General features: G+C 61.0%; 17 protein-coding genes and 1 tRNA gene. 12 read left to right on the top strand and 6 right to left on the bottom strand.

Translation table 11 applies throughout. The features are described from left to right. Positions 1–6 precede the first annotated feature (6 nt). The 3 genes from M1D88_RS01845 to M1D88_RS01835 form a co-directional block, all read right to left on the bottom strand. The gene (locus M1D88_RS01845) at positions 7–702 is read right to left on the bottom strand and encodes an L-ribulose-5-phosphate 4-epimerase (protein ID WP_458112926.1); all 696 of its coding nucleotides are present in this window, start codon (positions 700–702) and stop codon (positions 7–9) included. Beyond that, complete coding sequence (gene araB, locus M1D88_RS01840) at positions 699–2474, bottom strand: ribulokinase (protein ID WP_458112925.1); 1776 nt, start codon at positions 2472–2474, stop codon at positions 699–701. Before araB ends, M1D88_RS01845 begins: the two co-directional genes overlap by 4 nt. 159 nt (positions 2475–2633) lie before the next feature. Beyond that, a complete protein-coding gene (locus M1D88_RS01835; protein WP_458112924.1) occupies positions 2634–5132 on the bottom strand; it encodes an alpha-L-arabinofuranosidase C-terminal domain-containing protein in 2499 nt (832 codons plus the stop codon). A 338-nt stretch (positions 5133–5470) separates the two neighbouring features. Here M1D88_RS01835 and M1D88_RS01830 point away from each other — a divergent pair, with 338 nt between their 5' ends. From M1D88_RS01830 to M1D88_RS01775, 12 genes are all read left to right on the top strand, one after another. Further along, the gene (locus tag M1D88_RS01830; RefSeq protein WP_458112923.1) at positions 5471–6451 is read left to right on the top strand and encodes an ABC transporter substrate-binding protein; all 981 of its coding nucleotides are present in this window, start codon (positions 5471–5473) and stop codon (positions 6449–6451) included. 101 nt (positions 6452–6552) lie between these two features. After that, positions 6553–8079: a sugar ABC transporter ATP-binding protein gene (locus M1D88_RS01825; protein WP_458112922.1), complete on the top strand. Its 1527-nt coding sequence runs from the start codon at positions 6553–6555 to the stop codon at positions 8077–8079. Then, positions 8076–9107 (top strand): ABC transporter permease, encoded by a 1032-nt coding sequence (locus M1D88_RS01820; RefSeq protein WP_458112921.1) that lies wholly within the window; start codon positions 8076–8078, stop codon positions 9105–9107. Before M1D88_RS01825 ends, M1D88_RS01820 begins: the two co-directional genes overlap by 4 nt. Continuing rightward, positions 9107–10123 carry a galactofuranose ABC transporter, permease protein YjfF gene (yjfF, locus tag M1D88_RS01815; protein WP_458112920.1) on the top strand — a complete coding sequence of 339 codons (1017 nt, stop codon included), beginning with the start codon at positions 9107–9109 and terminating at the stop codon, positions 10121–10123. Before M1D88_RS01820 ends, yjfF begins: the two co-directional genes overlap by 1 nt. 106 nt (positions 10124–10229) lie before the next feature. Further along, a complete protein-coding gene (locus M1D88_RS01810; RefSeq protein WP_458112919.1) occupies positions 10230–11687 on the top strand; it encodes a family 43 glycosylhydrolase in 1458 nt (485 codons plus the stop codon). A gap of 327 nt (positions 11688–12014) precedes the next feature. Continuing rightward, positions 12015–13016, top strand: a complete 1002-nt coding sequence (locus tag M1D88_RS01805) for an SIS domain-containing protein (RefSeq protein WP_458112918.1) — start codon at positions 12015–12017, stop codon at positions 13014–13016. An 87-nt stretch (positions 13017–13103) separates the two neighbouring features. Then, entirely contained in the window at positions 13104–13982 is an 879-nt protein-coding gene (locus tag M1D88_RS01800) for a PfkB family carbohydrate kinase (protein ID WP_458112917.1), read from the top strand. 61 nt (positions 13983–14043) lie between these two features. Then, entirely contained in the window at positions 14044–15141 is a 1098-nt protein-coding gene (locus M1D88_RS01795; RefSeq protein WP_458112916.1) for a LacI family DNA-binding transcriptional regulator, read from the top strand. A 242-nt stretch (positions 15142–15383) separates the two neighbouring features. Next, complete coding sequence (locus tag M1D88_RS01790) at positions 15384–16700, top strand: ABC transporter substrate-binding protein (RefSeq protein ID WP_458112915.1); 1317 nt, start codon at positions 15384–15386, stop codon at positions 16698–16700. 11 nt (positions 16701–16711) lie between these two features. Continuing rightward, a complete protein-coding gene (locus M1D88_RS01785) occupies positions 16712–17683 on the top strand; it encodes a carbohydrate ABC transporter permease (RefSeq protein ID WP_458112914.1) in 972 nt (323 codons plus the stop codon). After that, entirely contained in the window at positions 17677–18513 is an 837-nt protein-coding gene (locus M1D88_RS01780) for a carbohydrate ABC transporter permease (RefSeq protein ID WP_458112913.1), read from the top strand. The genes M1D88_RS01785 and M1D88_RS01780 overlap by 7 nt, the downstream gene beginning before the upstream one ends. A gap of 30 nt (positions 18514–18543) precedes the next feature. Beyond that, positions 18544–19407 carry a sugar phosphate isomerase/epimerase family protein gene (locus tag M1D88_RS01775; RefSeq protein WP_458112912.1) on the top strand — a complete coding sequence of 288 codons (864 nt, stop codon included), beginning with the start codon at positions 18544–18546 and terminating at the stop codon, positions 19405–19407. Positions 19408–19523: 116 nt separating this feature from the next. On the opposite strand, the gene M1D88_RS01770 is transcribed toward M1D88_RS01775, so the two are convergent. The 3 genes from M1D88_RS01770 to M1D88_RS01760 form a co-directional block, all read right to left on the bottom strand. Continuing rightward, a complete protein-coding gene (locus M1D88_RS01770; RefSeq protein ID WP_458112911.1) occupies positions 19524–20552 on the bottom strand; it encodes a LacI family DNA-binding transcriptional regulator in 1029 nt (342 codons plus the stop codon). Between the two features lie 66 nt (positions 20553–20618). Continuing rightward, positions 20619–20801, bottom strand: coding sequence for a hypothetical protein (locus M1D88_RS01765; protein WP_458112910.1), 183 nt, complete (start codon positions 20799–20801; stop codon positions 20619–20621). Positions 20802–20998: 197 nt separating this feature from the next. Then, positions 20999–21071 (bottom strand) — tRNA-Lys (locus M1D88_RS01760). Positions 21072–21078: the final 7 nt, after the last annotated feature.

Raw genomic sequence — 21078 nt, 5'->3', positions numbered from 1 at the left:
GGGGGCCTACTGGCCGTAAACGTTCTGGTAGCGGGCGTAGAGGGATTCGATGGCTGCTTCATCGATGGGCAGCGGTTCGCCCAGCTGCCGGGAAATATGGACGGTGCGTGCCACTTCTTCGCACATGACAGCCGCTTTGACGGCGGATTTGGCGTCCTTGCCGATGGTGAAAGGCCCGTGGTTCTGCATGAGGACCGCCGGGGAATGGGAGTCCTTGAGGGTGTCCACAATGCCTTGGCCGATGGAATCGTCACCGATGAGAGCGAACGGTCCCACGGGGATGGAACCACCGAACTCGTCACTCATCATCGTCAGGACGCAGGGGATTGCCTCACCCCGCGCGGCCCAGGCCGTGGCGTAGGTGGAGTGGGTGTGCACCACGCCCCCTACTTCGGGCATGTGCCGGTAGACGTATGCATGCGCGGCAGTGTCCGACGACGGCGCGAGGGCCGGGTTGCCCCACTCGCCTTCCGCCGGGTCACCGTTCACGGGGGCCCCAAACAGATCCGTGACCACCATGGATTCGGGGGTCAGATCATCGTAGGAGACACCGGAGGGTTTGATGACCATCAGGTCATGGCCCGGGACTCGCGCCGAAACGTTGCCTGCGGTCCACACCACCAGTTCATACCGGGTCAGCTCCGCATGCAGGGCACAGACCTCGGCGCGGAGCCGGCCGATAGTTTCCAGGAGGGTACTCATGCGTTCACCTTCTCATCCCGCTCGGCTGCGTCGGATTCGCTTGCTTCAGTGGAGGGACCGCCCAGGCCGGGTTTGGCTGCCCGCTGGATTGCCTTGAGCCGGTGCATCACGTCGTTTGCGCCGCGGCCGAAGTAGTCGTGCAGGGTGCGGTATTCCTGGAACAGGGCTTCGTAGGCCGCCACGTTCTCGGGGATGGGCACATAGACTTCTCCGGGCTCGGACCCCATGGCGGCCGCTGCCTCCCGGATGTCCGGATAAGCGCCGGCTGCCACAGCGGCGTGGATGGCCGATCCAAGGGCAGGTCCCTGGGTGGAACCGATGGTGGAGAGCTGCAGCCCGGTGGCATCCGCATAGATCTGCATCAGGAGCTTGTTCTTCAGCAGCCCGCCGGCCACGATGAATTCCTTGACCGGAACTCCTGAATCGCGGAACGCATCCACGATGGTGCGGGTGCCAAAGGCCGTAGCCTCCAACAGGGCACGGTACGTGTCCTCCGGCTTGGTGGCAAGGGTCTGGCCAACCACCACGCCCGAGAGTTCGTGGTCCACCAGCACCGAGCGGTTACCGCTGTGCCAGTCCAGGGCAATAAGGCCGTGCTCGCCGATGGCCTGGCGGGAGGCCAGTTCGGTCAGGTACTCATGGATGCCCAGACCCGCGGCGGCTGCTGCCTCATGGTACGCCGGGGGAACACCGTTCTTGGTGAACCAGCCGAAGATATCGCCCACGCCGGACTGGCCCGCCTCATAGCCCCAAAGGCCGTCGACGATCCCGCCGTCCACCACGCCGCACATGCCCGGAACCTCATGCAGCTCCGTTCCGTTCATGACATGGCAGGTGGAGGTTCCCATGATGGCCACCAGCTGGCCGGACTCAACGGCCTTCGCGGCCGGTGCCGTCACGTGCGCGTCAACGTTTCCGACGGCGACGGCGATGCCCTCCGGCAATCCGGTCCACGCCGCAGCCTCGGCAGTGAGGTAGCCGGCGGCGTCGCCGAGGCGGCCGATGGTGTGCTCGAGTTTGTCGCTGACGAAGGTCTCGAAAGCAGGGTTCAACGCGGTAAGGAAGTCCGCGGAGGGGTAGCGGCCGTCCTGGTAGATGCCCTTGTAGCCGGCGGTGCAGGCGTTGCGGACATAGTTCCCGCTCAGCTGCCACACAATCCAGTCGGCTGCTTCTACCCAGTGATCCATTGCTTCATATGCCTGCGGATCCTCTTCCAGAAGCTGCAGGCCCTTTGCGAATTCCCACTCTGAGGAAATGAGGCCGCCGTAACGGGGCAGCCAGCTTTCACCCAGTTCAGCGGCGAGGGTGTTGATGCGGTCGGCCTGGGGTTGGGCGGCGTGGTGGCGCCAGAGTTTTACGTAGGCGTGCGGGCGGTTGGCGAACTCGGGCAGTTCGTTCAGCGGGGTGCCGTCAGCCTTGACGGGGACCATGGTGCAAGCCGTGAAGTCGGTGGCGATACCGATGACTGCGGCGGGATCGATTCCGGCGTCGGCAATAGCGGCGGGAACTGCGTTGCGGAGCACATCGCGGTAGTCATTCGGGACCTGAAGGGCCCAGTCAGCGGGAAGCCGCACGCCGCCGTCGCCCGCCACATCGGCAGGCAGCGCCTCCGTGACCACAGCATGCGGGTAATCAAATACACCACTGCCCAGTTCCTTGCCATCGGCAACGCGGACGACCACGGCGCGGCCGGAGAGCGTGCCGTAGTCAACGCCGATGACGTATTGCTCAGCCACGGAACCGTGGGGAGCGGGAGAGTTTTCGTTCTGCATATCTGCCTCCAGGGAAGAGGCAACGACCTCTTTTGCCTTCGTTGGAAATTGATGGTTAGTACTAATTGTGAACGCTAACACGGGCAACGTCAAGACGCTGATACCGCTTACGCAAAGGTGATACCCAGCCGTCGGAACCGGCTGGGTATCACCTGGGCCTTACTTGGCTTTTTGTCCGTCAGCTGGCGCAAGCCGGATGAATGTCACGGATTTCGGTTGGAAGTTGTATGTGAAATCAGTGCCTGATCCTGTGAACACACTGGTTGCCGGAACCAGGTTTTGGCCATCACTCGTAGTGGTCAAGGTGGTCACCGCTGCGCTGGAGCTGATATTTGCCGTCCCGGCGACTTTGATGTCGACGGCGGCAGCCTCACCCGAGGTGTTGACCACCTTGACGATTGTGTCCCCCGTTTCGGCATCCTTGGTGGCGACGGAGTAGATGGGATCCACGGGAGTCTCATCGATCGTTCCCCAGAGGACATCGTCGAGGTACAGCTTGGCCGTCGGTCCGGTGACTTCAATCCGGATGTCGTACTGGCGGCCGGTCTCAATGGTGGTGCCCGTCTCGATCAGGGTGCTCTTTGCCCCGTTGACAGCCTTCTCCACCACGGATTTGCTGTTGTTCCAGCCGCCGAGGTTCCACCAGTAGTAGTTTCCGGTGTCCTTCACTCCGAAAGCGATGAGGAATCCTTCGGCGCCGGCCGTCTTGGTGGCCTTGGTGTTGAGCGTGTAATTGCTCCACGCCGGGTTTCCAGCGGTGACCATGGTGTTCAGTGCTGTGGTGCTCGACTGGACGTAAGCGCCGTCCTGGACTGACCAGCTTCCCACACCGTTGCCTGTCCACGCCGAGGCGGTGCCGGAGAAGTCGTCAGCAAACAGCTGGCTGCCGTCCGCGCCGGTGACCGTAACGTCGTCGTACTTTGCCGCGGTGGCCCATGTAGAAAGCCCGATCTGCCCGGTGATGGGTGCCGCCAGGCTTGGCGGGTTGTTCTGGGAACTGGGCACAACGTTGCTTCCGACGTTGTTCATAAAGAGCTTTTGCACTTCGAAGTTGGGCGTGGTCCTGATGGAGGTGCCGTTGAAGAATATGAGGTCCGGACTCCATTGGACGTTGGCCTCATTGGCAATCAACGGGGCGTAGGACGCCATCCTGACAACGTCGGCGTTCCGTTCGAGGCCGGTCATGAAGGACGCCTCGGCCAACGCGTTCTCAGGCTTGTTGGCCAGTGACGCGAACTCGCCCAGGAAGACCTTGTAGCTGTCACGGTCGTAGGAGTCGTAGCGGTGGTTGTTGGTCAGGAACCAGTCGGGCGAGTTGTAGTAGTGCTCGTCGACGAAGTCGACCTTACGGTCGGCGTTGAACTTGGAGAGGTCATCGAAGTTGGCGCCTTGATCGTCCGGGCCCGTGTTGCCAATGACCTTGATATCGGGATAGGCGGCCTCAACGGCATCCTGGAACTGGGTGAAGTACGCCTTGAACTCAGGCTTGTACTCCTCATTGCCCAGGCTGATGCGGTCAAGGTTGTAGGGGGCCGGGTGGCCGTAGGCAATGCGCTTGGCACCCCATTCGGTACTGGCGTCTCCATTCGCGAATTCGATCAGGTCCAGGGTGTCCTGGATGTACTTGTCCAGGGTTGCCTGGTCAGGTACGGCACGGTTGTCGCCGCAACCCGTGACACCCACAGGCACCACCGGAACGGGGACGGCCTTGAGGTCTTCAGCCCACTGGAAATACTCCATGTAGCCGAGCCCGTAGGTCTGGTTGTAGCCCCAAAAGTTCCTGTTGGCGGGACGCTGCTCAACAGGACCAATGGTTTCCTTCCACTGGTAAGTGCGGGACCGGGTGTAGTTGGGCGCAGAGTAGGAGTCGTAACTGCCGGTGTTGACGATGCAGCCACCGGGAAACCGCAGGAACCCCGGGTTGAGCTCAGCAATCTTTTCGGCCAGATCCTTACGCAGCCCATGGCCGTTCCAGGTCTCCTGGGGCATCAGCGAAATCATGTCCAGCCGTACGGTGCCGGTTCCTTGGACAACGGTGGAAAGCCGTCCCGACGCCGTCGTGGACTTAGGCGAAAGGGTCACGTTGTATTTTTTCCAGGCATCGCCCCTGACCTTGATGCTGGTGAGGTCGAGCCGGGCGCCTTCCGGAGTTTCCAGTGCGACGGCGAGGGTGGAACCGGCCGGATTGGAGGTTCTGGCCCAGACGGAGTACTCGTACTTCTGGCGGGCCTCCAGCCGGTGCCCGCCATTCCAACCGCTGTTACGGACCCCGACGCCGGCACCGGCGCCCGCGGCTGCGGTAGCCGCCTCGACCAACAGGTAGTTCCGGTTGTTCTCATTGAGGCGATAGTCATCGTTCTGGACAGTGGCCGTACCGGCGCTTCCCCGCTGGAGGACCTCCCAGGCACTGAGTGGGGTATAGGCGCGATTGTCCGTTGAATTGAATTCGAAGGACCTGTTCTGCACGAGTTCGGCGTAGATGCCCCCGTCCGCACCCTGGTTGATGTCCTCATAGAAGGCCCCGTACATTGTTGGAGCTATGTCAGGACCCGCTTGGTCTGCATGGACTGTAATGGTGCGATTAGTGGTTTCAGCGTGGGCGCCAGGCGCCGGTGCGAGAGTGAGGGTGGCTGCCGCGAGCGATCCCGCAAGGGCCATGGTGCAAGCCCTCTTTACGGGACTCGGACGAACTGTGCTTTGCATCGGAGGTGAGAGCCCTTTCTCCATTGAATGGTTTGCCGTCCGGCATCCATGTGAACGCTAACAAGGCGGAGGCTGTTGAAAGTATTGTTCAGCCTCCGGTCAAAAGTAAAGGGGGCCTCCGGCAACCTGGCCGCCCGCCTGCGTCATAAACCGGCAGTGTCCCAATTGTGATCTTCACTACTTGACGCACCTCGTTGTTAGCGTTCACACTGGCTGGCAGAGCAAGCAGCTCACAGCAATGGCGGTGTTGGGGTCTCCCGCCTGCATGTAACTAACGCTTCCGGGAGGATGTTGTGTTTAAGAAATCTCTAGTAGCCGTTTTGGCCGCGTCAGCTATTGCCCTTACTGCCTGCGGAGGTGGCGGCCAGGCCGCTTCGAGCACCGGAGGCGCTGAGAAGAAGATCGTGATGGGCTTCGCCCAGGTCGGCGCGGAAAGCGGCTGGCGCAGCGCCAACACCAAGTCCGTTCAGGAATCCGCCAAGGAAGCCGGCATCGACCTGAAGTTCTCCGACGCCCAGCAGAAGCAGGAAAACCAGATCAAGGCGATCCGCTCCTACATCCAGCAGAAGGTCGACGTTATCGCCTTCTCCCCCGTGGTTGAATCCGGCTGGGACACCGTCCTGAAGGAAGCCAAGGACGCGAAGATCCCCGTGATCCTCACGGACCGCGCCGTGGACTCGGCCGACAAGTCCCTGTACAAGACCTTCCTGGGCTCGGACTTCGTCCTCGAAGGCAAGAAGGCCGGCGAGTGGCTCGTTGCTGAGTCCAAGGCTGCCACAGACACCGTGAACATCGTCGAAATCCAGGGCACCACCGGTTCCGCGCCGGCAAACGACCGCAAGGAAGGCTTCGAAGAGGCCATCAAGGCGGACCCGAAGCTGAAGATCATCGCCTCCCAGAGCGGTGACTTCACCCGCAGCGGCGGCAAGCAGGTCATGGAGGCGTTCCTGAAGAACAACCCCGACATCGACGTCGTCTTCGCCCACAACGACGACGAAGGCCTCGGCGCGATCGAAGCCATCGAAGCCGCCGGCAAGGTCCCGGGCAAGGACATCAAGATCATCACCATCGACGCCGTCAAGGACGGCATGACCGCCCTGAGCCAGGGCAAGATCAACTACATCGTCGAGTGCAGCCCCCTGTTGGGCACCCAGCTCATGGACCTCGCCAAGAAGGTCCTCGCCGGCGAAACAGTCCCCGAGCGCGTCGTCACCGAAGAAACCACCTTCACCCAGGAACAGGCCATCAAGGCCCTGCCTACCCGTCAGTACTGAGCCCCCGCTCACCTGATCGTCCGTGCGGCGGCAGTACATGACACTGCCGCCGCACGGATCAATCCGCCACCGCACGGATCAACACAGAAAAGATACATAGGATGAACGAACTCGTTCCGGTCGTCGAGATGACCGACATTGCCATCGGATTCCCGGGGGTCAAGGCCCTTGACGACGTAAGCTTCCGTCTCTTCCAAGGCGAAGTACACGCCCTCATGGGCGAAAACGGGGCGGGCAAATCCACCCTTATTAAGGCGCTGACAGGCGTCTACACCATCGATTCTGGCCGGATCACTGTCCTCGGCCAGCAAGAACACTTCTCCACTCCCGCGGAATCCCAGGCGGCCGGCGTCAGCACCGTCTACCAGGAAGTTAATCTCTGCACCAACCTCACCGTCGAAGAGAACGTGATGCTGGGCCGCGAGCCCCGGCGTCGCGGATCGATCGACTGGCGGGCAGTGCGGGCGCGGACCCGGGAGGTCCTTGCCCAGTTGCACCTGGAGCAGGTGGAACCCGGTTCCCTGCTTTCAGAACATTCCATCGCCGTCCAGCAACTGATAGCGATCGCCCGCTCCGTGGAAGTCAACGCGAAGGTCCTGATCCTGGACGAGCCGACGTCGAGCCTTGACGCGGACGAAGTGAACCAGCTCTTCCGCGTGATCCGCGACCTGCGCGACCGCGGGGTTGCCATCCTGTTCGTATCGCACTTCCTGGAGCAGGTGTACGAGCTCTCGGACCGCATGACCGTCCTGCGCAACGGCAAGCTCGTGGGTGAGTACATGACCCGCGACCTTTCCCGTATGAACCTCATTTCGAAGATGATCGGCAAGGACCTTGAGGTCCTCGAGGAACTCGACCAGGCTTCCACCCGATCCCAGGCCAGGCTGGCAGCTACTGCCGAGCCCTTCATGGAAACCGCCGGGCTCGGAAGAAAAGGCTCGGTCTCCAACGTAAACCTCTCCATCTACCCGGGCGAGGTTGTGGGACTGGCCGGGCTGCTCGGAGCAGGGCGCACGGAAACTGCCCGGCTGCTCTTCGGCGCGGACAAGGCCGACGAAGGCTCCCTCAAGATCAAGGGGCAGCCGCTGAAAATGCGCAGCCCCCGCACCGCTATCGACCACGGCATTGGTTTCTGCTCGGAAGACCGAAAAGAGGAAGGCCTGATCGGCGACCTCACAGTCCGGGACAACCTTGTGCTCGCGATGCAGGCCACCAAAGGCTGGGCCCGCCGGATCCCCCGCCGCGTACAGGACGAGCTCGTTGCCGAATTCATCCAGGCCCTCGACATCCGTCCGGCAAACCCCGAGGCCCTGATCCGCAATCTCAGTGGTGGCAACCAGCAGAAAGTCCTGCTTGCGCGCTGGATGGTGACGTCCCCGGATCTGCTGATCCTGGACGAACCGACCCGCGGCATCGACATCGGCGCAAAGACCCAGATCCAGAAGCTGGTCAACCGGTTGGCGTCCGAGGGGATGTCCATCCTGTTTATCTCCTCTGAACTTGAGGAAGTGCTCCGGCTCAGCGACCGCATCGCCATCATCAAGGACCGTGCCATGGTCGCGGACATTAGTAACGACGACGTTTCCGTCGAGGACGTCCTGACAGTCATCGCCGGAGGCGCACAATGAAATCAATTCTGAAAAATCGGCTGGCCTGGCCAGTCGTAGCCCTGGTCGCCCTGCTGGCAGTAAACCAGATCTTCCGTGCAGACTTCCTCAGCCTCCGTATGCAGGACGGCCACCTCTACGGGAGCCTTATCGACATCATGCGCAACGGCGCTCCCACCATCCTCATCGCGCTCGGCATGACACTGGTCATTGCTTCACGTGGCATCGACCTTTCCGTCGGCGCAGTGGTGGCGATCGCCGGCGCCGCTTCATGTGCCTACATTGCGGCTTCTCCTGAACCCGCTTCACCGGTAACTGCAGCCATGGCTGTGCTCATTGCTGTTGTGGCCGGCCTCGTCCTTGGAGTTTGGAACGGCTTCCTGGTCTCTACTATCGGAATCCAGCCCATCATTGCCACGCTGGTGCTCATGACCGCCGGGCGCGGCATCGCCCAGCTCATCACGGACGGACAGATCGTTTCCGTGACCAACGACAGCTACAAGGCTATCGGCGCAGGCTACCTCTTCACCCTCCCCATCTCGATCCTCATCACCGCCGTCGTGTTCGTCCTGGCCGCTGTCCTGACCCGCAGGACCGCTCTGGGCACGCTGATCGAGGCAGTGGGAATCAACCCGGTTGCCAGCCGGCTGGCAGGCCTCCGCGCCCGCAACATCATCTGGATCGTCTACATCTTCAGCGCATTCTGTGCAGCCATCGCCGGACTCATGATCAGTTCCAATGTCACTGCAGCAGATGCCAACAACGCCGGCCTCTACATCGAGATGGACGCGATTCTCGCCGTCGTCATCGGCGGCACCTCCCTTGCCGGCGGCCGCTACAGCCTCGTGGGCACAGTGGTGGGAGCATTCATCATCCAGACCCTCACCACCACCGTTTACACCCTTGGCATACCGCCGGAGGTCACTCTGGTGTTCAAAGCCCTGGTGGTCCTCACCGTCTGCCTGTTGCAGGCGCCCAAGGCCCGGAACCTCCTGAGGAACCTCAAGCCCGCAAGCCCGCTCCGCACTAAGGAAAAGGTCGCAGTCTAATGTCTCCCCTCTCCACAGTGGCCCCGCCCACCGTCAAAAAAACCTCGTCCGTCGGGAGCCGCCTCCGTGGCGGCGCCCGCTACGCCCCCACCCTCGCTACCCTTGTCCTCTTCATCCTGATGTTTGTTGTCGGCGCCGGAATGTACCCGAGCTTCCTGTCCGGCCAGGTCCTGCTGAACCTCTTCATCGACAACACGTTCCTGATCGTGCTTGCCGTCGGCATGACCTTCGTTATCCTCACCGGCGGAATTGACCTCTCCGTGGGCGCCGTCGTCGCGCTTTCCATGATGGTTACAGCCACCATGCTTCAGAACGGCTGGAACCCCGCGATAGTGATCCTCGCCGTGCTGGTGATCGGAGGAGGACTGGGCCTGCTCATGGGCATGGTCATCCAGTATTTCGACATCCAGCCCTTCATCGTGACCCTGGCAGGCATGTTCCTGGCGCGCGGGCTTTGCTACGTGATCAGCCTGGAATCAATTCCCGTCACGGATCCCTTCTTCACCGAAATGGCCCAAGCCAGAATCCCGCTCTCGGAGGAACTGTTCATCTCTCCCGGCGTATTGATCGCTCTCGTCGTCGTCGGGCTCGCGTTCTTCATCCTGCACCACACGCGCTTCGGCCGGACCGTCTACGCCATTGGCGGCAACGAGAACTCCGCCATGCTCATGGGCCTCGCGGTCAAGAGCACCAAGATCCTCGTTTACTGCGTCAGCGGCCTTTGCTCTGCCGTAGCCGGAATTCTGTTCTCCTTCTACAGCCTCTCCGGGTACAGCCTGGCGGCACAAGGCATGGAGCTGGATGCCATCGCTGCCGTCGTCATCGGCGGAACCCTGCTGACCGGCGGTGTGGGCTACGTGCTGGGTTCGGTGGTGGGTGTCCTCGTTCTGGGCATCGTCCAGACCTTCATTGCCTACGACGGAACGCTCAGCTCCTGGTGGACCAAGATCGTCATTGGCGGATTGCTCCTGGTCTTCATCCTGCTGCAGAGGCTCTTCACAAGACGAACAGCCTAGATAGGACAGCTTTACAGCCTCACCTCCTGAACTCACGTGTGACTTGGGCCCTGCTTTCTGCGGGGCCCAAGCCATGCCAAGGCACAAACGAAAGGACACCTCTGCAATGACTGCTTTGCCTCCATCCTCCTTTTCCCGCCGTTCCTTCCTGGGTACCGGATCAGCCGCAGCTGCCAGCCTGCTCCTCGCCGGAGGCACAACGGCCGATGGCCTGTTCCACGCGCCCTCCGCCCATGCCGCCACCGGACCACAACCGGTGATCAACCCCATCGTCAATCAGCGTGCTGACCCATGGCTCATGAAACATACGGACAACAGGTACTACTTCACCGGATCAGTTCCCGAGTATGACCGCATCATCATCCGGTCCTCCTCCACCATCTCCGGACTTGGCAGCGCCTCCGAGACAGTGGTCTGGAGGAGGCCGCCCTCGGGAACCATGGGCGGCCATATCTGGGCTCCTGAACTGCATCACTTCGACGGCAAATGGCATATCTACTTCGCGGCCGGTGACAGCACCGACGTGTTCCGCGTACGGATTTACGTGATCTCGACGGACTCGGCAGATCCGGCCACCGCAGTCTGGGAACCGCCTGTCCGCGTCTTCACCCATGCCGACACCTTCTCCCTGGATGCCACCACCTTCGAACACGCCGGTACACGATACCTGGTGTGGGCCCAGGCGGATGCCGGGGTGAACTCCAGCCTCTTCATCTCCAGCATGGGCTCGCCTTCTACGCTTTCAAGCACGCCCGTCCGCATCGCCGTGCCCACGTTGGACTGGGAGACCCGGGGCTTCCGTGTTAACGAAGGCGCAGCCGTCATCAAACGGAACGGCAGGATCTTCCTGACCTTCTCCGCCAGCGCCACCGATGCCAACTATTGCATCGGCCTTCTGACCGCGGACGAGGACGCAGATCTGCTTGATGCGGCGTCGTGGATCAAAACGCCGACGCCGGTATTCACCACCTCCGATGCGACCAAGCAGTACGGGCCCGGCCACAATTCGTTCACTGTGGACGAGTCAGGCAATGATGTAATCGTCTACCACGCCAGGTCCTACCGGGCCATTACGGGTGACCCCTTGTACGATCCCAACCGGCATGCCCGGGTGCAGCGCCTGCACTGGAACGCCGACGGCTCGCCCCAGTTCGGCGTTCCCGTCGGCGATGGCCCGCTGCCGTCCCGGTGGCAACCAGCCGAAGCTCCTGAGCTGTACCTTGCCCATGACGGAACCACCGTCACAGCCTCCGCAACACCATCCCTGGCTGCCTCTCAGTTCCGGATTCTCCCGGGTTATGCGAAGAAGAACTCCGTCCTGATTGAACCCGTCCTGACCAAGGGACGCTGCCTGAGGATCGAGGGTGGAAACCTCGTCATTGCATCCGCCCCCGGCGCCTCCTCCGCCTTCGTCCAGCAGAAGGGCTTGTCGGATAGCGCGGGTTTCTCTTTCGAATCAGTGGACATCCCGGGTTCCTACCTGTGCCTTAACCAAGGCGTCCTGACGGTGTCGAAGGTCGGCAGCAGCCAAAGGGCAGCCGCCACCTTCAAGTTGACGTCTTGACCCGCTGACCCCGCCGCGGTCCCAGGTTACCAAGCGGCGCAGGTGATCCGGGAGGTTCCCACTTCCCGGATCACCGCTGTGGCTATCCATCCGTGTGACGCACCCATACCCTCTGCGGCCTAGTTGACCATCAAACGCTCCGGCAAGCAGAGCGTTGCTACGACCATCCGACTTTGCCCCAAATCTGAGGGCATCGGCTTGCCACTTCGTGGCCCCTCATCTTCAACCCATTGACGCACGTCGCATCCCGTGAAACGATGTGGGCAGTTGTGATACCGGTACCAACCAGTATCGGTGCCGACTCCCAAGATGACGAAAGGACCACCTGTGCTTGGTTTCAAAGAAGAGGAATTCCTCACGCAAACTCGTAGCGCCCTGGCTTTGCAAGGCCAGATCGAGCAACTTGCAGACGCCCTCCAGGAACGCGGGTTTGAGAACCTGTTCCTCATCGGCGCCGGGGGGACCTACGCTGCAATGCTGCCCTACGAGCACCTGATTCGCTCCAGGTCCACCCTGCCGGTGCGTGCGGCCATCGGAAAGGAGCTCATGCTAACGCAGGACCCGGCCTTCGGTCCTGGCTCAGTTGCAGTGTTCGCCTCGGTTTCGGGCACCACAGAGGACGTTATTGAAGCCATTGATTATGCCAGGGCTCGCGGTGCTTACACGATCGGATTCACTGGATTCGGTGACAGCCCATTCGCCAAGGCCCTCGACGTGGCCCTGATAACGGAACCGAAGACCTGGCCGTTCGACATTCCAATGTTGCTGCTCTCCACCCGGCTCCTCTCGGCACGCGGAGAGTTTGAGGGCTATGAGGAGTTCGCCAGCGAGCTCCAGAGCATCCCCGAGCTCCTGGTTGAAGTTGCACGACAGGCTGAACCCTCCGCTGAGAGTTTTGCCGAGAGGAACAAGGACGCCGACTACCACTTCCTGGTGGGAGCGGGAAACCTTTGGGGCTTCACCTACCTCTACTCCATGTGCATCCTGGAAGAGATGCAATGGCTGCGCACCACACGGGTGCATGGGGCCGAGTTCTTCCACGGCTCGCTTGAACTCATCGAAGAAGACACCAGCCTGCTCCTGTTCCTTGGGGAAGATGAGAGCCGGCCACTCATGGAGCGCGTGGTCAAATTCGCGGAGAATTACAGCAAGAACACCACACTGCTGGACACCAAAGACTATGCGCTTCCGGGAATCAGCCCGCGCTTCCGCGGCTTGCTCGCCCCGCTGGTTCTGGACACAGTCACGGAACGCATCAGTAAACACCTCGAGCGAGTCCGTAACCATTCCCTTGAACTCCGCCGGTATTACCGCGTCGTCGAGTACTGAGTAATCACCCGCCGCCGCCAACAGCCTGCGGGCATCCCTGCCGCGGGCCCTCTCCTTCCGGGCCCGCGGCGTCGAGACAGGAACACCATGAAAGTAGTGGGCTTCGGTGACAACATCGTCGACCGTTTCGTTGACCGGCAGGTCATGTACCCGGGCGGAAACTGCGCAAACTTCGCCGTCTTTGCCCGCAGGCTCGGAGTGCCATCCGCATATATGGGTGTCTTCGGATCCGATGCGCTGGGGGACTTTGTGCGTGCCGCCCTGGTTGACTGCGGGGTCGAGCTGGATCGCTGCATTGTGCGCGAGGGCCTGAACGGCGTCACGGACATCAGGGCGGTTAATGGTGACCGTGTTTTCCTGGGCTGGAACGACGGCGGGGTCACCCTCAGTCATCCATTCGTTCTGTCGCCGGACGACCTGCGCTATTTGGCTACCGTCGACCTCGTGCACTCCAGCGTCTATTCGGCCTCAGAATCACAACTACCGCAGCTGAGCAGGGCGGGGACCCTGATCTCCTTTGACTACTCGTCCGAACCCGAGCACCGCACCGACGCCTACTTCGCTCAGACCGCTCCCTTTATCGACCTTGCCCTGTTGTCACTCGGCGATTTGCCGGATCAGGACGCCGCAGACGAACTCCTTCGCGTTTCCGCCGCCGGAGCTTGCCTGGCACTAGGAACCCGCGGCAATAAGGGGGCCCTTTTCTATGACGGTGCCAAGTTCTACCTTCAAAAGGCCGCCCCCACTGAACCGGACCGGTTTGTCGACACCATGGGCTGCGGGGATGCTTTCCTCACCGGACTTACCGTCAGTCTGCTCCGTGAGGGGTGGAACCGCAGCAACCAACCTCGGGAACCAGCACTGCGCCGGGCGCTGGCACTGGCAGCTGAAGTAGCGGCCGAGCAGTGTTATGCCGAGGGCGCCTTCGGATACGGGCGTGCGGTCGGCGCACCAACTAGGATCTGATACAGGCAGTTCAGCAAATGGGAACGTACGCAACGTTCCAACCGCAGAAGGGGTACATCGGATGTCGTCGGAACGTCAGCACCATACGGCTGCTCCGACCATCTCCGAAGTGGCGGCCGCGGCCGGGGTGGGTAGGGCAACCGTCGCCCGCACCCTTGGCAACTACGGCTCCGTTAGCGACGCCACCCGCGCGCGGGTGATGCTTGCAGCAGAGCGGCTGGGTTATCGGCCCAACACCTTGGCTCGCAGCATGACCACGGGTATTACCAAGACCCTCGGCATCGTCCTGGCCGACGTCGGCAACCCTTTCTTTTCCGGCGTGCTTCGGGGCATTTCAGAAACCGCCAAGCGCAGCGGGTACGACGCCATCATTCTCAGCACGGATGAAAAACTTGCCCTTGAGCGTGATGCCATTGACGTACTTATCGCAAAACAGGTAGACGGACTTGTCGTCGCCTCCGCGGCAGGACGAGGCGACGACGTTACTCACCTTTCGGCCGCGATCCAGCGAGGGATTCCCATGGTTTTGATCGACCGCCTCGTTGACAAACTGGATGCCGACTCCGTGGTGATCGATAACCGTGAGGCGGCCCGTTCCGCCGTAGAGTCACTAATCAGAAACGGTCACCGGCGTATTGCTTTTGCTTGGGGTCCGGCAACCTTGAGCCCGGCGACGGATCTGGAGCACATGCACCGGATCCTCGACGGATCCTTGTGGAGCGACGGCGAACGCCTCCGGGGATATCTCGACGCCCTCCAGGATGCGGGGATTCCATTCGACACCGCCTTGGTGACCCACGTCCTGAAGAATCAAGAGCAGGCCGCCCGCGCAATGACGGGAATGCTGGCCCTCGCCGATCCGCCCACCGCGGTCTTTACGACTGAGACTGAAGCAACTCTAGGCACGCTTCAAGCCATACGGGCGCGTAATCTGCGGATGCCCAAAGACATCTCCCTGATCGGATTCGACGACAGCGCCTGGGCTGCTGTCATGGAACCGCCTTTGACCACTATCGAACAACCGATGCGCCGCTTGGGGGCACTGGCTGCGGAACAGCTGCTTCTGCGCATCGACGGCGAGTCGTCTTCCCTCGAACGGCATGTGCTGCCCTCACGGCTCATCTCGCGGGCCTCTGATGGGCCTGCCCCCGCACGTTAACCGCGGCTTGCCTGTCTGTAACACCTCCCGGCTCGCAGGACCGGTCCATCAAGCAGACCGACTTTTTAGGACTGGCCTCTTCCCCCAATTCATCATGTGTGATTCACTGTGGTACCGGTATCACGGTGCACCACAAACGAAGTAGTGGTCCGCTGTCACCACAGATCCAATGAGGGGTCCACTCGTTCCCTCAATCTCTTGGGGCGGCTTCCGCTTCAGGACCCTAGCGAAAGTAGGAACGAATGCGTAAGAGCACCCACGTTAGGACAGCCCTTTTCGCGGGCGCGGCTCTGGTCCTGTCCGGTTGCGGAGATTCGCCGGCTTCAGCGCCGCTGGACCTAAGCAAGGAACCGGAATATTCGGGCACCCTGAGCATCCTCACCAAATTTGGCGGAGACCCCCTCGAGCCTTACTTCGAGGAGGTGTCCGCGGAGTACAGGAAGCTGCACCCGGACGTGTCTTTCGAACTGATCCAAGAGACCGATCAGAGCATCAAGGACAAGACCAAGACCCTGACCGCATCCCAGGCCTTACCAGACATCTACTTCACCTGGGCCGGAAACTGGGCAAACAATTTCATCGACGGAGGCTTGGCCGCCGACCTGACCGAAGTAATCGCACCAGGCACGGAATGGGGAGACACCTTCGGTGAGTCGGCGCTGAAAGCGTTTGAAAAGGACAACAAGTACTTTGCCGTTCCTCTCTACAACAACGGCAAATTCATGGGCTATAACGAAAAGATTTTCAGCAAATTGAGCCTGACACCGCCGTCGACCTTCGAGGAACTCATTTCATCCTGTTCCGTCCTCAAGGACGCAGGCTACGAGCCCATCTCGTTCGGAAACAAGGATGGCTGGCCGGGACTGCACTACCTGCAGCAGTTGTTCGCCTACGAGGTTCCCGCGGACGTGCTGGAAGCCGACTTCCATCCACAGACAGCCAAGCTTGAGGACAAGGGTTACATAACGGCCATGGAACAGTTCACCACCCTGGTAAATGAGTGCACTGGAAGCGGCAAGGACTCCAACGGCGTGCTGTACACCACAGCTCAGCAGGCGCTGGCCGAGGGCAAAGCGGGCATGTATTACCAGGAAATCCTGGAGTTCGACACCACGGCCTCTGAAGAATCGCAGTTGAAGAAGGACGGTCTGGGGATTTTCAAGCTTCCCGCGGCAAAAGGCGCCAAGGGAGATACCAAGGCCATTGAAGGTTCCCCTGAGGGCTACATCATCAATGCAAAGTCCAAGAACGCTGCCCTCGCTGCGGACTTCATGAAATTCGCCACGAGCACCGAAAATGCCATGAAGTTGTCCTCTCCCCCCTACGGTCAGCCGAGTGCAGTGAAGGGAGCCGTTTCGGAACAGAACTCCAGCCGCCCGGTCATCGCCGGCATCAAGCAGGTCAATGACGCCTCGGATGCCATCATCTGGCTTGACTCAGTCACGGTTCCCGACGTCGCCGACGCTTGGCTCGCGGGAGGAGAAGCGCTGGTCACCGGGGCTCAAACCCCCGAGCAGGTCCTCGCTTCCGTCCAATCTGCCTCCACCGCAGCCAAGTAGCGGGCGGTGCGATGACAGTCTCCAATACTGCCCGGAGGCCGGTATCGCCGGCCTCCCGGCCGGGACCGAACAGGCTTCCTGCCCGGCAACCGGTAAGGAAAGTACTTCCACGGCGGTGGCGCGGCGTCATGTGGGTGCTTCCCGCCGTCGTGCTCCTGTGCGTCTTCGCGTACCTGCCGCTTGTGCAGAACCTGGCTTTCAGTACGCTGAAGTGGGACATCTACAGCGGCCGCCAAACCTTTGTCGGGGCAGACAACTACGTGAAGATGCTCAACGATCCGATCTTCTGGAAGTCACTCCTCAACAACACTATCTATGCCGCGATCTCGATCGTCTTCCAGGTGTTTGGAGCCCTCATTCTTGCGGCGATGATTGAAGGACTGCGCAGCCCACGTATGCGGGGCATCCTCAGGGCGGTTTATTTTGTACCCTCGGCTGTATCCCTCACCGTCGCAGGACTGCTTTTCTACTTCATCTACGAGCCACAAATGGGCATCCTGAACGCCGCGCTCACAAACCTGGGCCTGGGAAACTTCACTCAGGCCTGGCTCGGCCAGGAAAACACTGCGATCTACGGGATCATCGCCATGAGCCAGTGGCAAGGGTTTGGATACTGCACCTTGCTGTTCGCCGTGGCACTGCAGCGGATCCCGACTCAGCTGTATGAGGCAGCTTCGATCGATGGCGTCGGCCCGATCCAGCGCTTCTTCTCCATTTCGCTGCCCCTCGTCCGCGAAATGAGCAGCCTGATGATGATCGTTACCGTCTCAGGGTCTTTCCAGGTATTCAACGAAGTCATGGTGATGACCACCGGCGGCCCGAACAATTCAAGCCAAGTCCTGGGCACCTGGTTGTACCGGAGTGGCTTTGTCCGCAACGACTTTGGCTATGCAGCAGCGATAGCCACGGCTCTATTTGTTATCACGCTTGTGCTCGCGGTACTTCAGCTCCATTTGTCCAAACGCAGGAGGGTGGAATGGTAACCCGCACGTCTCTACTTCTGATTCTCGGCCGGGTGTTTGTCCGGGCTTTTCTCCTGGCCTTGGCAGTAGTCGTCATCTACCCCTTGCTGTGGATGCTGCTGAACGGGGTGAAGTCCAATGCGGAGCTGTTCGGAAACCCGTTCGCCCCACCCGTGGCCTGGCGGTGGGAAAACTATGTGACGGCCTGGAACCAGGGAGTGGGTGACTATCTCACCACCAGCGTGCTGGTAACCGTGGCCTCCACTATCGCAACTGTATTCATTAGCGCGTGGGCGGCCTACGGACTGACGAAGGTAAACATTCCATTCAGCCGTACGGTGCTCATCCTTATTCTCGCCGGGCTGATGCTCGCTCCAACCGTGGCGCTCATTCCACTGGTGAAGATGTTCCAGGCTATGGGGCTCTACAACAGCTTTTGGGCGCTTCTCATCCTCTACACGGCCTTCCGCGTTCCGTTCACCACCTTCCTGATCCGGGCCTACATGATGGACCTGCCGGCGGAGGTTGACGAGGCAGCGGCCGTGGATGGAGCGTCCAAGTGTCGGGCTTTCTGGCAGATTATCCTCCCCATGTGCCGGCCCATCATTGTTTCCACCGTGCTGCTGAACATCCTTTTCACTTGGAACGAGTACCTCTTCGCGATGATCTTCACCAGCGGCGGGGCACTGCAAACCCTTCCGGTGGGGCTTACCAACCTCATGTCCAAGCATGGAACGGATTACCCGGTGGTATTTGCAGGGATGGTCATTGCCGCCGCTCCCGTGATCCTGCTCTTCTTCGTGGGACAGCGCTATTTCATCCGCGGGCTGGCCGACGGAGTGGGCAAATAGGACCGTTCGCGAGAAGAAGAAAGGCAAGGCATGCAAGGCATCAGTCGAGCACAGATTTCGGGCTCAAACTTTTCCTATCAGCACCATACTCTTGAACGTTGCCTGGATGACATGGTCCAGCTGGACCTGCAGAAAATAGAGCTATGGTGCGTAGCCCCGCACCTTCATGTTCCAGACGCAGGTCCGTCCCAGGTTGGCGCCCTGCGACGGAAACTTCGTGAGCGCGGGCTCTCCCTCGTCTGTTTAACGCCGGAGCAAGTGGCTTATCCGGTGAATATCGCTTCCGGTGGCTCACGGCTGCGGAAGAACAGTGTGCAACTATTCCTGCGCGCCGCTGAAATCTGCAGCGAGCTTGAGTCGCCGCTGCTTTTCCTGACCAGCGGCCGCGGCTATGAAGACGAAGACCGGATGGTTGCATGGGGGCGGTCCGTCGAAAGCCTGCAACGAATCACCGCACGAGCATCCTCCTTGGGAGTGGACTGTGTGCTGGAGCCCCTGCAACGCACCGAATCAAACCTGGTTACTACAGTGGCGGAGCTGCATCAGATGATCAGCGACGTTGGGTCCCCTCGATTGGGGGGAGTGCTCGATACTGTCGCAATGGCAGTTGCCGGAGATGAGGTGAACGACTACACAGCGCTGCTCGACGGCCGGTTACGTCATGTGCATCTGGTGGACGGTAAGCCTGCCGGCCATCTGGCGTGGGGAGATGGCAGTTTGGATCTACCAGGCGTCCTGCGCCATCTGGGGCTCCACGGCTATGCAGACTCGATGACATTCGAGCTTTTCGGTGACGGCAGCTATGGCCTGGACCCACTCGCGGCTTTGACTCGCTGCCTGGATGCTTTCGACGAGGCGGCAGCTGTCGGATTCCCCGCGCGAACTGGCAGGTGACTCCCTCAGATTCGAGGAGATTGAGGGCGTCTGCTCCCGGTTGGCCTGGATTCGCGCGGGTGGTTCGGGCGGGTTGGACGGCCTCGGGCAGGTGTGCGCGCGGGAAAGGTAGCTGACTAGCTCTGCAGCACTGCTGCGACAGCGGCCGTGCTTTTGCGGATCACCAGTTCGGGAGTAACGACGACGCCGCTGACCTCGGCCCCTTGCTCGATTTCGCCCACCATGGCATCAACGCAGCGGCGGCCGAGTTCTTCGAAGTCCTGGCGCACGGTGGTCAGCGGCGGGACAAAGTACGCTGCCTCCGGCTGGTCATCAAAGCCCACCACGGATACGTCTCCGGGCACGCTGACTCCTGCCTCGCTGAAGGCACGCAAGAGCCCGAGGGCCATCTGGTCATTTCCCACGAAGATGGCAGTGGCTGAGCGTTTCTCAGCCAGTTTTCGGCCGATTTCGTAGCCGCTGCCTGCGCTCCAGTCGCCTTCCGCGATGAGGTCGTCCTCCAAGCCGGCCGCACGCAGTGTTTGGCTCCAGCCCTCGGCCCTCGCGGCGCCGTCGATCCAGTCCTGCGGGCCGGAAATGTGGCCGATGCGGCTGTGGCCCTGGTCGATGAGATGCCTGACGGCGAGCTCTGCGCCGCGCTTCTGGTCCACCATGACGCCGCTCACGCTGTCGTTTCCGAGGGAGCCCACAGCCACGACGGGAACGCGAAGATCCATCTCGTCCAAAGCGTGCAGTGTTTCCGAGTGCGGCACCACCACCACGATTCCATCGACGGACTGGTCCTGGAAATGCCTGAGGGCGTCGGAGATGGTTTCCCGGTTGACCGTTTTAAGGGCGGCAATGCTGACGAAATATCCGGCGTCGCGGGCCGCCTGCTCAACGCCCAGGATGGTATTGGCGGGACCATACTGGGACAGTTCGCTCCCCAATACTCCAATGGTCTGGGAACGGCGGGTCACCAGGCTCCGCGCGGCGGAGTTCCGGCGGTAGCCGAGCTCCGAAATGGCTACCTCCACGCGGGCCCGGGTTGCCTTGCTGACATTGGGATGGTTATTGACCACCCTGGAAACTGTCTGGTGCGAAACACCAGCCAGTTCCGCTACGTCCTCAAGGCGCGGCAGCCGCCGGCCGTTGGTGTTCGCCACGAAGGGACCTTTCCACTGGGAGAGTATTGATCCATATCCTATGGCCCACGGCTGCTTACACAGTATCTATTTCCGCCGCGCCAGAAGTGCGTCAGCAAAAACACTGGGGATATCCTGGGGCGCCCGGGCCACGTAGCTTGTTCCACCCGTTGCTGCAGAGATTTTCTGCAGTGTTTTGGCGTCAGCATCCTCGGTAATGCCGATGGTGACGATCACCACCGGCTTCGCCGGATCCCGTTCACGCTGCAAAGTCTCCAGCAGCTGATCAAGTTCGAGTGACTCAGCGTCGTCGTTGGCTCCATCGGTGAAGAGGATGTCGCCGTTGATGGCGCGGGGTCTCCGCGATCCGCGAGCACTTCAGATGACCTCTCAGGACAGAAGCGACAAAAAACCCCCGGCCTCCTGCTGACAGGATGCCGGGGGTTTTCCACTCTTCGCTAAAAGAGTGGGCCCTGTGGGGCTCGAACCCACGACCCACGGATTAAAAGTCCGATGCTCTACCAACTGAGCTAAAGGCCCCAACCAA

The sequence above is a fragment of the Arthrobacter sp. R1-13 genome (genome assembly GCF_054161475.1).
The sequence above is the reverse complement of the archived record's forward strand: the minus strand, read 5'-3'. Positions and strand labels throughout refer to the sequence as shown.

Coding starts and splice junctions, on each gene's coding strand:
- M1D88_RS01845 (WP_458112926.1), bottom strand. CDS start 702: ATGAGTACCCTCCTGGAAACTATCGGCCGGCTCCGCGCCGAGGTCTGT.
- araB (WP_458112925.1), bottom strand. CDS start 2,474: ATGCAGAACGAAAACTCTCCCGCTCCCCACGGTTCCGTGGCTGAGCAA.
- M1D88_RS01835 (WP_458112924.1), bottom strand. CDS start 5,132: ATGGCCCTTGCGGGATCGCTCGCGGCAGCCACCCTCACTCTCGCACCG.
- M1D88_RS01825 (WP_458112922.1), top strand. CDS start 6,553: ATGAACGAACTCGTTCCGGTCGTCGAGATGACCGACATTGCCATCGGA.
- M1D88_RS01820 (WP_458112921.1), top strand. CDS start 8,076: ATGAAATCAATTCTGAAAAATCGGCTGGCCTGGCCAGTCGTAGCCCTG.
- yjfF (WP_458112920.1), top strand. CDS start 9,107: ATGTCTCCCCTCTCCACAGTGGCCCCGCCCACCGTCAAAAAAACCTCG.
- M1D88_RS01810 (WP_458112919.1), top strand. CDS start 10,230: ATGACTGCTTTGCCTCCATCCTCCTTTTCCCGCCGTTCCTTCCTGGGT.
- M1D88_RS01800 (WP_458112917.1), top strand. CDS start 13,104: ATGAAAGTAGTGGGCTTCGGTGACAACATCGTCGACCGTTTCGTTGAC.
- M1D88_RS01795 (WP_458112916.1), top strand. CDS start 14,044: ATGTCGTCGGAACGTCAGCACCATACGGCTGCTCCGACCATCTCCGAA.
- M1D88_RS01790 (WP_458112915.1), top strand. CDS start 15,384: ATGCGTAAGAGCACCCACGTTAGGACAGCCCTTTTCGCGGGCGCGGCT.
- M1D88_RS01785 (WP_458112914.1), top strand. CDS start 16,712: ATGACAGTCTCCAATACTGCCCGGAGGCCGGTATCGCCGGCCTCCCGG.
- M1D88_RS01780 (WP_458112913.1), top strand. CDS start 17,677: ATGGTAACCCGCACGTCTCTACTTCTGATTCTCGGCCGGGTGTTTGTC.
- M1D88_RS01775 (WP_458112912.1), top strand. CDS start 18,544: ATGCAAGGCATCAGTCGAGCACAGATTTCGGGCTCAAACTTTTCCTAT.